Origin of the sequence: Pseudomonas sp. MH9.3, from assembly GCF_034354675.1 — a bacterium.
GTDB lineage: Bacteria > Pseudomonadota > Gammaproteobacteria > Pseudomonadales > Pseudomonadaceae > Aquipseudomonas.
This window is the reverse complement of the sequence record NZ_CP133785.1, coordinates 1,130,435-1,144,641: the sequence shown is the minus strand read 5'-3', so window position 1 is coordinate 1,144,641 and position 14,207 is coordinate 1,130,435. Positions and strand designations below refer to the sequence as shown.

Sequence of the window (14,207 nt, the reverse complement as noted above, 5' to 3'; positions counted from 1 at the left end):
GATGTACGTCAATGCTAGCTCGGGTTACTGGTGCGTTCCCGGATTTGATGTAACCCCTCGTGACAGCTCGCTTCGCGCCTTTCCCCCCTCGCTAATTTTTCCCTTCGCGGTTCGTTTTATAGGGACGACGTGCCTTTGTGCTTCCTGCCTATTGCTCCGGACCCTTTGAAATGAATGCTGAAGACTCCTTGAAACTTGCTCGCCGGTTTATCGGGTTGCCCCTGGAAAAACGCCAGCTGTTCCTGCAGGCGTTGCAGAACGAAGGGGTGGATTTTTCCCGGTTTCCGATCCCGGCAGGCGTGGAGGCGCAGGACCGCCAGGCGCTGTCTTACGCGCAGCAACGCATGTGGTTTCTCTGGCAGTTGGACCCCGCCAGCGGCGCCTACAACCTGCCCGGTGCGGTGCGGCTCAAGGGCGCGCTGAGTGTGCCCGCGATGGAGCAGGCATTCGCCAGCCTGATCGCGCGCCACGAAACCCTGCGCACGGTGTTCCAGCGTCAGGCCGATGAGCGCCTGCAGCAGGTCGCCGTCGAGCCATCATTGATTATTGAACAGTCGGATATCAGCAACCTGCCCGCCGCTGCGCGCGAACAGGCAGTCGCTGCGGCGGCCACTGCGCAATCGCTGCAGCCATTCAACCTGGAAACCGGCCCGCTGCTGCGCGTGCAACTGCTCAAGCTCGACGCTCGGGAGCACGTCCTGCTGTTGACCTTGCACCACATCGTGTCCGATGGCTGGTCGATGAACGTGTTGATCGACGAGTTCATCCGTTTCTACGACGCCCATGAGCGCAACGAGGCGCCGCAACTGCCGGCGCTGCCGATCCAGTACAGCGACTACGCCCTATGGCAGCGCCGCTGGCTGGAAGCCGGGGAGCAGGCCCGCCAGCTCGATTACTGGCAGGCGCGCCTGGGCGATGAACACCCGGTGCTGGAGTTGCCCACCGATCGCCCGCGCCCGGCACTGCCGAGTTACCGGGGCACCCGCCATAACTTCGCGATCGACCCCGCGCTGGCCGCCCAACTGCGTCGCTGCGCGCAAACACACAACGTAACCCTGTTCATGCTGTTGCTCGGTGCGTTCAATGTGCTGCTGCATCGCTACACGGGCCAGGGCGATATTCGCATCGGCGTGCCGATTGCCAACCGCAATCGCAGCGAGGTCGAAGGGCTGATCGGCTTTTTCGTCAACACCCAGGTGCTGCGCACCGAGCTGACCGGGCAGACGCGCATCGGCGAGCTGCTGCAGGGCATCAAAGAGCATGCGCTCGGCGCCCAGGCGCATCAGGACCTGCCGTTCGAGCGCCTGGTAGAAGCGCTCAAGGTGGAACGCAGCCTCAGCCACACGCCGTTGTTCCAGGTGATGTACAACCACCAGCCGGTGGTGGCCGATATTGCCTCGGTGAGCACCGCCTCGGGTCTCGCGCTGTCCGAGGTGGAGTGGCAGGGCCGCACCACCCAGTTCGACCTGAGCCTGGACACCTGGGAAAAGTCCGGCACCCTGCATGCCGCGCTGACCTACGCCAACGACCTGTTCGACGCGCCGACCATCGAGCGCATGGCGCAGCACTGGATCAGCCTGTTGCAGGCCATGGTCAGCGACGGCGAACAGCGTGTCGGCGAATTGCCGATGCTCGACGAAAGCGAGCAAACGCTGCTGGTGCAGGCCTGGAACCAGACCGCCGAACATTACCCCGGCGAGCGCGCCCTGCATCGGTTGATCGCCGAACAGGTGCAACGCACCCCGCACGCACCCGCGCTGGTGTTCGGCGCCAGCACCTTGACCTATAGCGAACTCGACACCCGCGCCAACCAACTGGCCAACGCCCTGTGCGAGCGCGGTGTCGGCCCTGACGTGCTGGTGGGCATCTGCGTCGAGCGCTCCGTCGAAATGGTGGTGGGCCTGCTGGCGATCCTCAAGGCTGGTGGCGCCTACGTGCCGCTGGACCCTGAGTACCCGCGCGAGCGCCTGGCCTACATGATCGAAGACAGCGGCGTCGCGCTGTTGCTCACTCAGGACGCCTTGCTCACGTTGCTGCCAACGGACGGCCTGCAGGTCATGGTGCTCGACCCTGCGCTGAGCGGGTTCGACGCCTTCAGTCCGCACGCGCCCCAGGTCGACGTCGATGCGCTGAACCTCGCCTACGTGATCTACACCTCCGGTTCCACCGGCAAGCCCAAGGGCGCCGGCAACAGCCATCGCGCGCTGGTCAACCGCTTGTGCTGGATGCAACAGGCCTATCGGCTGGACGCCAGTGACGCAGTCCTGCAGAAAACCCCATTCAGCTTCGACGTCTCGGTGTGGGAATTCTTCTGGCCGCTGATGACCGGCGCACGCCTGGTGGTCGCCGCCCCCGGCGAACACCGCGAGCCGGCGCGGCTGATCGAGACCATCGGCCGGCACGCCATTACCACCCTGCATTTCGTACCGTCGATGCTGCAGGCATTTATCCATGAGCCCGGCGTGCAGGCCTGCGCCAGCCTCAAGCGCATCGTGTGCAGCGGCGAAGCCCTGGCGCTGGATGCGCAGCAGCAGGTGTTCGCCAGACTGCCGGCGACGGCCTTGTACAACCTTTACGGACCCACCGAAGCCGCCATCGACGTGACCCACTGGACCTGCGTCGACGAGGGCGCCGACAGCGTGCCCATCGGCCGTCCGATTGCCAACCTCGCCACCTACGTGCTCGACGCGCAGCTCAACCCGGTGCCTGCCGGCGTGTCCGGTGAGCTGTACCTGGGCGGTATCGGCCTGGCGCGCAGCTACCATCGGCGCCCGGCGTTGACGGCCGAGCGTTTCGTGCCCAGCCCGTTCACCGCAGGCGAGCGCCTGTACCGCACCGGTGACCGCGTGCGCCAGCGTGTCGATGGCGTGATCGACTACCTTGGGCGCCTCGATCATCAGGTCAAGCTGCGCGGCCTGCGCATCGAGCTGGGCGAAATCGAAACCCGCCTCATGCAGCACCCGCAGGTGCGTGAAGCCGTGGTGCTGGTGCATGGCGGCAAACAACTGGTGGCGTGGCTGGTGCCGGAAGGCGAAGCGCCAACCGATCTCAACACCTGGCTGCTCGGCAGCCTGCCCGAGTACATGGTGCCCACCCACTTCGTGCACCTGAGCAAACTGCCGGTGACCGCCAATGGCAAGCTCGACCGCAAGGCATTGCCTGCGCCGGACGCCGCGCCGCAGCAAGCCTTTGTCCCGGCGGAAAATGCCCTGCAAAAGACCCTGGCAACGATCTGGGCCGATGTGCTCGGTGTAGAGCAGGTCGGCCTGGAAGACAACTTCTTCGAACTGGGCGGGGACTCGATCATCTCCATCCAGGTCGTCAGTCGCGCACGTCAGGCGGGGATTCGTCTCAGTCCGCGCGACCTGTTCCAGTACCAGAACGTGCGCAGCCTGGCGCTGGTGGCAAGTGTCGAGCAGGTCAGCCTGATCGACCAGGAACCGGTGCAAGGCGAGGTGCGCCTGACCCCGGTGCAGCAGCACTTTTTCGCCCAGGCGATCCCGGCGCGTCATCACTGGAACCAGTCCCTGCTGCTGACCCCGCGCGAAACCCTCGCGCCTGCTCGCCTTGAAGCCGCGCTGACGCAGTTGATCAACCATCACGACGCCTTGCGCCTGCGCTTTGTGTCGCAGGCCGAAGGCTGGACGCAAAGCCACGCCGCACCGGTGGCCGAAGCGGCGCTGTGGCAGTCCCGTGCCGACAGCGATGCTGAACTGGCCGCGTTGTGCGATGACGCCCAGCGCAGTCTCGACCTGGCGCAAGGCCCGCTGCTGCGCGCAGCGCTGGTGAACATGGCCGATGGCACCCAGCGTTTGCTGCTGGTGATCCACCACCTGGTGGTGGACGGCGTGTCCTGGCGCATCCTGCTGGAAGACCTGCAACAGGCCTACCATGATGCCGCGCTGCCGGCGAAGACCAGCGCTTATCAGCACTGGGCGCGGCATCTGCACGACCACGCGCAAACCCTCAACGGGCAACTGCCGTACTGGCAGGCGCAAACCGTCGACACCGAACTGCCTTGCGACCACCCCGAGGGCGGTCTGCAGAACCGTCTGGGCAGCAGGATCGAAGTGCGCCTTGACGCCGAGCACACGCGCCAACTGCTGCAGCACGCCCCGGCGGCCTACCGCACCCAGGTCAACGACCTGTTGCTGACCGCACTGGCGCGCGTCATCAGCCGCTGGAGCGCGCAACCGGCGGCGTTGATTCAACTGGAAGGCCATGGCCGCGAAGACCTGTTCGACAGCCTCGACCTGAGCCGCACGGTCGGCTGGTTCACCAGCCTGTTTCCGTTGCGGCTGGAGGCGGGCGGTGAGTTGTCCGGTGCGATCAAGGCGGTCAAGGAGCAATTGCGCGCCGTGCCCGATAAAGGCATCGGCTACGGCTTGTTGCGCTACCTCGGCACGCCCGACGCTGGCACTGCCTTGTCGAATCTGGCCGCGCCGCGCATCACCTTCAACTACCTGGGCCAGTTCGATCGCCAGTTCGATGAGTCGGCGCTGTTCGTTCCGGCCTCCCAGGGCAGCGGCCTGGCCCAGGACCCCGAGGCGCCGCTGGCCAACTGGTTGACGGTGGAAGGGCAGGTGTACGGCGGTGAACTGGCGTTGCAATGGGGCTTCAGTCGCGAGATGTTCGACGCCGCAACCATCCAGCGCCTGGCGGATGAATACGCCGTCGAACTCAAGGCCCTGATCGCCCATTGCTGTGCCACGCCTGCCGGGCAAGTCACGCCGTCGGACTTCCCGCTGGCGCGCCTCACCCAGCAGCAGCTGGATGCGCTGCCGGTGCCGGGGCCGGCCATCGCCGACCTGTACCCGTTGTCGCCGATGCAACAGGGCATGCTGTTCCACACCCTCTACGAACCCGAGGCGCAGGCCTACATCAACCAGTTGCGCCTGGATATCGAAGGCCTGGACCTGCTGAAGTTCGGGCGTGCCTGGCAGGCCGCGCTGGACCGTCACGATATCCTGCGCAGCAGCTTCCACTGGCTGGGCCTGGACAGCGCCCATCAACTGATCCAGCGCCAGGTCGACCTGCAATTGCAGGTGATTGAAGACCCAGACGCCGACGTCGATGCGCTGGCCGATGCCGAGCGCGAGCAGGGCTTCCAGCTCGACCGCGCGCCGCTGTTCCGTCTGCTGCTGGTGCGCGGCGCCGGGGTTGCCTGGCACCTTGTTTTCACCAGTCACCACATCCTGATGGACGGCTGGAGCAACGCCCAGTTGCTCGGCGAAGTCATCGCCCATTACGCGGGCCAAGCGGTGCCTGCGCCGGTGGGGCAGTTCCGCGATTACCTCGGCTGGCTGCAACAGCAGGCATCCGGCGAAGCGTTCTGGAAAACCGCCCTGGCCCCCGTGCAGGCGCCGACCCTGCTGGCCGATGCGCTGCGTGCGCCGGTGGACGGCGTGGGCATGGCCGAGCATCAGGTGGCGTTTGGCAGTGAGTTCAGCGCCGCCCTCGGCACGTTCGCGCGCCAGCACAAAGTGACCCTCAACACCGTGCTGCAAGGCGCCTGGAGCCTGTTGCTGCAACGCTACAGCGGCCAGGACTGCGTGGTGTTTGGCGCCACGGTCGCCGGGCGGTCCGCGCCGCTGCCGGGCATCGAGCAGCAACTGGGCCTGTTCATCAACACCCTGCCGATCATCAGCGCCGCCTCGCCGGCCCAGTCGACAGGCGCGTGGCTGGGCGAGTTGCAGGCGCTCAACCTCAGCCTGCGTGACCACGAACACGTGCCGCTCTACACCATCCAGGGCTGGGCCGGCCAGCAGGGCGCAGCGCTGTTCGACACGCTGCTGGTGTTCGAAAACTTCCCGGTCGCCGAAGCACTCAAGCAGGGCGCGCCTGCCGGGCTGACCTTCGGGGCACTGCACAACCACGAGCGCACCAGCTACCCGCTGACCCTTGGCATCGAACTGGGCGAGCGCCTGCGTCTGGAATTCAGCTATGACCGCGCGCGCTTCAGTGCCGCGCAGGTGGCGCGATTGAGCGCCAACCTGCAGCATCTGCTGGCGCAAATGATGGCGGATGCCGACAGCTGCCTGGGCAACCTGCAACTGCTGGACGCCAGCGCGCAGCGCGAGGTGCTCGCCCTCAGCCAACAGCCCGATGCAGCCCCGCGCCCTCTGCGGGTACATCAGCGCATCGCCGCCCAGGCCCTGGCGACGCCGGCCGCCCTGGCGGTGCAGGCGGGCAGCGAGCGCCTGGACTATGCCGCGCTCAATGCGCGGGCCAACCGCCTGGCGCACCGCTTGCTGGAGCTGGGCGTAGGTCCGGGGCAACGAGTGGGATTGGCGTCGCGGCGCGGCCCGCAACTGATTGTCAGCCTGCTGGCGGTGCTCAAAAGCGGCGCCGCCTATGTACCGCTGGACCCGAGCTATCCGGCCGACCGTCTGGCCTACATGCTGGCGGACAGCCGCCTGGACCTGTTGCTCAGCGAAACCGGGCTGCTGGTCGAGTTGCCGCTGCCCCCAGGACTGACGCGCCTGGCATTCAGCGCCGGCGGTGAAGAACTGGCCGATTATCCGTCAAGCAATCCGCCCAACCACGCGCAGGTCGCAGACCTCGCCTACGTGATCTACACCTCCGGCTCCACCGGCCAGCCCAAGGGCGTGGCCATCGATCACGCCGCCCTCGGTCAGTTCTGCGACAGCGCCCACAGCTACAGCCAACTGACCGCACAAGACCGTGTGCTGCAATTTGCCACGTTCAGCTTTGACGGCTTTGTCGAGCAATGCTACCCGCCGCTGTGTGCGGGCGCGGCGCTGATCATGCGCGGCGATGAATTGTGGGATGCCGGGCAACTGGCCCGGGAAATCGTCGATCAGGGCGTGACCCTGGCTGACTTGCCGGCCGCCTACTGGTATTTGCTCGCCAGGGAGTGCGCTGAGAGTCGGCGCTCCCTGGGCAACCTGCGTCAGGTGCACGTGGGCGGTGAAGCCATGGCCGTGGAAGGCGTGCGCGCCTGGCATGCGGCCGGGCTGGGCGCGGTGCGCTTGCTCAATACTTACGGGCCGACCGAGGCCACGGTGGTGTCCAGCGTGCATGCCTGCCAGTTGGCCGATGCCTGCGACGCGTTTGGCGTGCCCATTGGTCGCGCGATTGCGGGCCGTGCGCTGTATGTGCTCGACAGCGGTTTCGAGCTGCTGGCCACCGACGGCGTCGGCGAATTGTGCATCGGTGCCCACGCCGGCCTGGCCCAGGGCTATTTCGAGCGTCCGGCGCTGACCGCCGAACGCTTCCTGCCGGACCCGTTTTCCAGCGTCCCCGGCGCGCGGCTCTACCGCAGCGGCGACCTGGCCCGTTACACCGAGGCCGGTGCGCTGGAATACGTGGGGCGCATCGACCACCAAGTGAAGATTCGCGGTTTCCGTATCGAGATGGGCGAAATCGAGGCCGGCCTGCAAGCCTTGCCGCAGGTGCGTGAGGCGGCCGTGCTGGCCCTGCCGGGCGCGACCGGTGCACAGCTGGTGGCCTACGTCGTTGCGGCCCATGCCCACAGCCTGGACACCCAGGCGCTGGCGGCGACCCTGCGCCGGTCATTGCCGGACTACATGGTGCCCGCGCAATGGGTGGTCCTTGACGCCTTGCCGCTCAACATCAACGGCAAGCTGGATCGCCGCGCACTGCCGGCACCGGACCTGAACCTGACGCGACAGGCTTACCGTGCCCCGCAAAGCCCGCTGCAGCGGCAGTTGGCGGTGATCTGGCAGAGGGTGTTGCAGGTTGAGCAGGTGGGCCTTGATGACCACTTTTTCGAGCGCGGCGGCCATTCATTGCTCGCCACCCAGGTGGTCTCGCGAGTGCGCCATGAACTCGCGCTGGAAGTGCCGCTGCGCGCGCTGTTCGAACAGCCGACCCTGCAAGCCTTCGCCCTGGCCTGCGCCGGCTTGCAGGCCGATACGGCGCCGGCGCTGACGGCCATTGGCCGAGACCAACCACTGGCCCTGTCTTTCGCCCAGGAGCGCCAGTGGTTCCTCTGGCAACTGGACCCCACCAGCGCCGCCTATCATGTGCCCACCGCGCTGCACCTGCGCGGTCAACTGGATACGGCGGCCCTCGAGCGTGCGCTGCAGTGCCTGGTTCAACGTCACGAGCCGTTGCGCACGACCTTTGTGGAGGAGGGCGAGCGTACCTGGCAGATGATTCACGCGTCCCTCGCCCTGCCGATCGAACGCCAAGCCATCGACGCCCTGGCCATCGAGCAGGCCGTAGCGCAGGAAATCCAGCGTCCCTTCGACCTGCGCAACGGTCCGTTGATGCGGGTGAAACTGCTGGAAATCGACGCTGAGCACCAGGTGCTGGTGATCACCCAGCATCACATCATCTCCGACGGCTGGTCGATGCAAGTGATTGTGGACGAACTGGTGGCGCTGTATCAGGGCCACGCGCCACTGCCGGCGTTGCCAATCCAGTACGCCGACTATGCGCAGTGGCAACGCGATTGGATGGCCGCCGGCGAGCAGCAACGCCAGCTCGATTACTGGCGCGCAAGGCTGGGCAGCGAGCATGTGCTGCTGGAACTGCCGCTGGACCACCCGCGCCCGGCGGTGCAAAGCCATCGCGGTGCGCGGCGGCAGATTCATCTGGACGCCTCGCTGGTGACCGAACTCAAGGCACTCGCCCAGCGCCAGGACGTGACCCTGTTCATGCTGCTGCTGGCGTCGTTCCAGACCTTGCTGCATCGCTACAGCGGGCAGTCCGAGGTGCGCGTCGGGGTGCCGATTGCCAACCGCAATCGCCTGGAAACCGAGCGCCTGATCGGCTTTTTCGTCAACACCCAGGTGCTCCAGGCCAACCTGCACGGGCAGATGCCCTTCGACCAGTTGCTCGCTCAGGTCAAGCAGCATGCCCTGCAAGCCCAGGCCCATCAGGACTTGCCGTTCGAGCAGTTGGTGGAAGCGCTGCAACCGGCGCGCAGCCTCAGCCATAACCCGCTGTTCCAGGTGATGTTCAATCATCAGGACACCCTGCGCACGGCCCCGCTGCAAGTGGCCGGGCTGGACCTGCAGCCGGTGGACTGGGCGGCGCACACCACCCAGTTTGACCTCAACCTGGAAACCGAAGAGTCCGCCGATGGCCTGTGGGTTTCGCTGACCTACGCTACCGACCTGTTCCTGCCCGCGACCGTGGCGCGCATGGCCGAGCACTGGCACACCCTGCTGCATGCGGTGGTACGCGATGCGTCGCAGGCCCTGGATGAGCTGACCCTGCTCAGCGCGCCGCAGTGCCGGCAAATGCTCGAAGACTGGAACCGCACGCAGGTCGACTACCCGCGCGAGCGCTGCGTGCACCAGCTGTTCGAGGCGCACGCGCTGGCGCAGCCGGAGGCGACCGCCGTGCAATTCAACGGCGACGCCTTGAGCTACGGCGCACTCAATCGCCGCGCCAACGGCCTGGCCCATCGCCTGATCGCGGCGGGCGTGGGCCCTGACGTGCTGGTGGCCGTGCATGTCGAGCGCTCGCTTGCGATGGTGGTCGGCCTGCTGGCGGTCCTCAAGGCCGGTGGCGCCTATGTGCCGCTGGATCCGCAGTTCCCCGCCGATCGCCTGGCGTTCATGCTCGACGACAGCCGTGCCCGGGTGCTGTTGACCCAGTCGCAGCTGGTCGGGCGCCTGCCGCTGCCCGACGGCGTGCAGGTGCTGACGATTGACGCTGCCGAGACTGCCGAGCACAACCCGCAGGTCGAGGTGGCGCCACAGCACCTGGCCTACGTGATCTACACCTCCGGTTCCACCGGCAGGCCCAAGGGCGTGATGGTGCCGCATCAGGCGCTGTGCAGCTTTGCCAGCGGCATGGCCGCTACCCTGGAGATCGGACGCGAGGCACGGATGCTGTCGCTGACCACCTTCTCGTTCGACATTTTTGCCCTCGAGTTGTACGTGCCGTTGACGGTCGGTGCGACGGTGCTGATCAGTGGCCAGGAAATGGCGCTCGACCCTGAAGCGATTATCGACCTGGCCCGCGATCAGGCCGCCACCGTGCTGCAAGCCACACCGTCCAGCTGGCGCATGCTGCTGGAAAGCCCGCGCGCCCGATTGTTGAGCGGCATCAAGCGCCTGTGCGGCGGTGAAGCGCTGCCGGCCGACCTGGCCCAGCGCATGCTCGATCTGCAAGGCCCGGTGTGGAACCTCTATGGCCCCACCGAAACCACCATCTGGTCGGCGGCCCATCGCCTGACCACCGCGCAGCCTTTTGTCGGCAGGCCGGTGGCCAATACCACGCTGTTCATCCTCAACGCCGGGCTGACGCCAAGCCCGGTCGGTGCGGCAGGCGAACTGCTGATCGGCGGCATCGGCCTGGCGCGCGGTTACCACGCGCGGCCGGCACTCACGGCCGAGCGTTTTGTGCCCAACCCCTACGGTGCGCCGGGCGAGCGCCTGTACCGCACCGGTGACCTGGCGCGCTACCGCGCCGATGGCGTGGTGGCGTATATCGGTCGGATCGACCATCAGGTGAAAGTGCGCGGGTTCCGTATCGAGCTGGGCGAAATCGAAGCCTGCCTGCGCGAGCTTTCCGGCGTGCGCGAGGCCGTGGTGCTGGCCGATAATGATCGCCTGATCGCGTATCTGGTGACCGCCGAACCGCAACCCCAGGCGTCCTATAAAGCCGCCCTGCGTGAACATTTGCCGGACTACATGGTGCCCGCGCAGGTGATATTTCTCGACAGCCTGCCACTGACCCCCAACGGCAAACTCGATCGCAAGGCATTGCCCAGGGTTGACGCCGCGCTGCCGAGCAAAGGCCATGTGCCGCCGGTCAGCGCGCGCGAGCAACAGGTTGCGGCGATCTGGGCCGACGTCCTGGGCGTGCCGCAGGTCGGCCTCGACGATCACTTCTTCGAATTGGGCGGGCATTCGTTACTGGCCACACGCGTGGTGTCCCGCGTGCGCCAGGCGCTGGCGCTGGAAGTGCCGCTCAAGCGCCTGTTCGAACAACCGTTGCTGGGTGATTTCGTGCGGGCACTGGGCGAGGAGGCGGTGGTCGCACCGCCGCTGATTCCGGTTGACCGCAGCCAGCCGTTGCCATTGTCCTACGCCCAGGAACGCCAGTGGTTCCTCTGGCAACTGGACCCCGAAAGCGCCGCGTACCACATCCCCAGCGCCCTGCGTTTGCGCGGCCCGCTGGACCTGGCCGCGCTGCAACGCAGTGTCGACACCTTGCTGGCGCGCCATGAAAGCCTGCGCACGCACGTGCGCCAGGAGGGTGGCGCGACGGTGCAGGTCATCGAGGAGTCGGGGCTGATCGAAGTCGAGGTGAGCGACAGCGATGAAGCCCGCTTGAAAGCCGACGTTGCGCAGATCATCGGGCAGCCGTTCGATCTGCTGCGCGGGCCCGTGCTGCGGGTCCGGCTGCTGCGTCTGGCGGCCCACGAGCATGTGCTGGTGCTGGTGCAGCACCACATCGTCTCTGATGGCTGGTCGATGCAATTGATGGTCGAGGAACTGGTGCAGATGTACGCCGCGTTCAGCCACGGCCGCACGCCGGCGTTGCCGACACTGCCAATCCAGTACGCCGACTACGCTGTGTGGCAACGCAACTGGATGCAGGCCGGTGAGAAGGCGCGTCAATTGGCGTACTGGCGCGAGCAGTTGGGCGGCCCGCAACCGGTGCTGGAATTGCCGTTCGACTACCTGCGCCCGGCCGTGCAAAGCCATCGCGGCGCACGCCTGGGCATCGAGTTGCCGGCGCCGCTGTTGGCCGATTTACGCAGCCTGGCCCAACGCTGTGAAGTGACCTTGCCGATGTTGCTGCTGGCGTCTTATCAGGCTTTGCTGCACCGCTACAGCGGCCAGGAATACGTGCGCGTCGGCGTGCCGATTGCCAACCGCAATCGCCTGGAAACCGAAGGGCTGATCGGCTTTTTCGTCAACACCCAGGTACTCAAGGCCGATATCCACGGGCAGATGAGCGTCGAGCAGCTGTTGCAGCAAACCCGTCAGCGCGCGCTGGAGGCCCAGGCTCATCAGGACCTGCCGTTCGAGCAACTGGTGGAGGCCTTGCAGCCCGAGCGCAGCCTGAGTCTGAGCCCGCTGTTCCAGGTGTTGTTCAACCATCGCCAGACCTCCGTCGACAGCCATTTGCAACGCCTGGACGACTTGAATATCGACGTGTTGAGCTGGGACGACGACATTGCCCAGTTTGATCTGGCGCTGGACGTGGAGGAAAGCCAGCACACGTTGCGCGCGTCCCTGAGTTACGCCACCGACCTGTTCGCCCCTGCGACCATCGAGCGCATGGCCGGCCACTGGCAGAACCTGTTGCGGGCGATGGTCGCCGACCGGCAGCAGAGCATCGGTGCGCTCAACCTGCTGGATGCGGATGAGCAACAGCAGATTCTTCAGCTATGGAATCGCACCGACGCCGGCTTCTCGGCTGAGCGGCTGGTGCATGAACTGTTCGCCGACCGCGCGCGGGAAACGCCGCAGGCGGTGGCGGTAAAGTTCGACGCGCAAACCCTGACCTACGGCGAACTCGACCGCCAGGCCAACCGCCTGGCCCATGCCTTGATCGCTCAGGGCGTCGGCCCGGAAGTGCGGGTGGCGATTGCCATGCCGCGCAGCGCCGAGATCATGGTGGCGTTCCTCGCGGTGATGAAGGCCGGCGGCGTGTATGTGCCGCTGGACATCGAATACCCGCGTGATCGTCTGCTGTACATGCTGCAGGACAGCCGCGCACAGCTGCTGCTGACGCATACCTGCGCGTTGCAGCAACTGCCGATTCCGCAAGGGCTGACGACGCTGGCCATCGACCGCACCGAGGACTGGGCCGGTTACAGCGACACGCCACCGGCTGTCGCGCTGCACGGCGACAACCTCGCCTACGTGATCTACACCTCCGGCTCCACCGGCATGCCCAAGGGCGTCGCGGTGTCCCACGGCCCGTTGGTGGCGCACATCATCGCCACTGGCGAGCGCTACGAAACCGGCCCGGCCGATTGCGAACTGCACTTCATGTCGTTTGCCTTCGACGGCTCCCATGAGGGTTGGATGCACCCGCTGATCAACGGCGCCAGCGTGCTGATCCGCGACGACAGCCTGTGGCTGCCCGAATACACCTACCAGCAAATGCACCGCCATCACGTGACCATGGCGGTGTTCCCGCCGGTGTACCTGCAGCAACTGGCCGAGCACGCCGAGCGCGACGGCAACCCACCGGCGGTGCGGGTTTATTGCTTTGGCGGTGATGCCGTGGCGCAGGCCAGCTATGACCTGGCCTGGCGCGCGCTCAAGCCCACCTATCTGTTCAACGGCTATGGCCCCACCGAAACCGTGGTCACCCCCTTGTTGTGGAAGGCGCGCCAGGGCGACCCGTGCGGCGCCGTCTACGCCCCCATCGGCACCTTGCTCGGCAACCGCAGCGGCTATGTGCTGGATGCGCAGTTGAACCTGCAACCCATCGGTGTGGCCGGTGAGTTGTACCTGGGCGGCGAGGGCGTTGCCCGTGGTTACCTGGAGCGTCCGGCACTCACCGCCGAACGCTTTGTGCCGGACCCGTTCGGCACGCCGGGCAGCCGCGTCTATCGCAGCGGCGACCTGACCCGTGGGCGCCCCGATGGCGTGGTGGACTACCTCGGTCGTGTCGACCACCAGGTGAAAGTCCGCGGTTTCCGTATCGAACTGGGCGAAATCGAAGCGCGCCTGCGCGAACAGGACAACGTCGGTGAAACCGTGGTGGTCGCCCAGGACGGCCCGACCGGCAAGCAACTGGTGGCCTACGTGGTGGCGGCAGAGGCTGTGGCCGACCAGGCCGAGTGGCGCGACACCCTGCGCCGCGCCCTGAAGATGCGCCTGCCGGATTACATGGTGCCGGCGCACCTGGTGTTTCTGGCGCAGATGCCGCTGACCCCCAACGGCAAGCTCGACCGCAAGGCCCTGCCGGTGCCGGACGCCAGCCAGATGCAGCAGTGCTACGTGGCGCCGGTCAGCGAACTGGAACAGCAGGTCGCCGCCATCTGGGCCGACATTCTGCACCTGCCGCAGGTGGGCCTGAACGACAACTTTTTTGCAGTGGGCGGGCATTCCCTGCTGGCGATCCAGATCACCTCGCGGGTCCAGGCCGAACTGGGCCTGGAGGTGCCGTTGATGGAGCTGTTCCAGACCGAATCGCTGCAGGCCTACGTGCAGGCCGCCGCCACCTTGCGCGCCGGTACCGTGGAAGATTTTGATGACCTTCGTGACTTTTTGAGCGAACTAGAGGCGATTTGACCC

Annotated in this window: 1 protein-coding gene; it reads left to right on the top strand. The window is 66.3% G+C overall.

Annotated features, from left to right (window positions below):
* The first annotated feature begins 170 nt into the window (after positions 1-170).
* A complete protein-coding gene (locus RHM60_RS04470) occupies positions 171-14,204 on the top strand; it encodes a non-ribosomal peptide synthase/polyketide synthase (protein WP_322213751.1) in 14,034 nt (4,677 codons plus the stop codon).
* The last annotated feature ends 3 nt before the right edge of the window (positions 14,205-14,207 follow it).

Excerpts from the sequence above, each read along its gene's own strand:
- RHM60_RS04470 (WP_322213751.1), top strand. The coding sequence starts at position 171 with ATGAATGCTGAAGACTCCTTGAAACTTGCTCGCCGGTTTATCGGGTTG.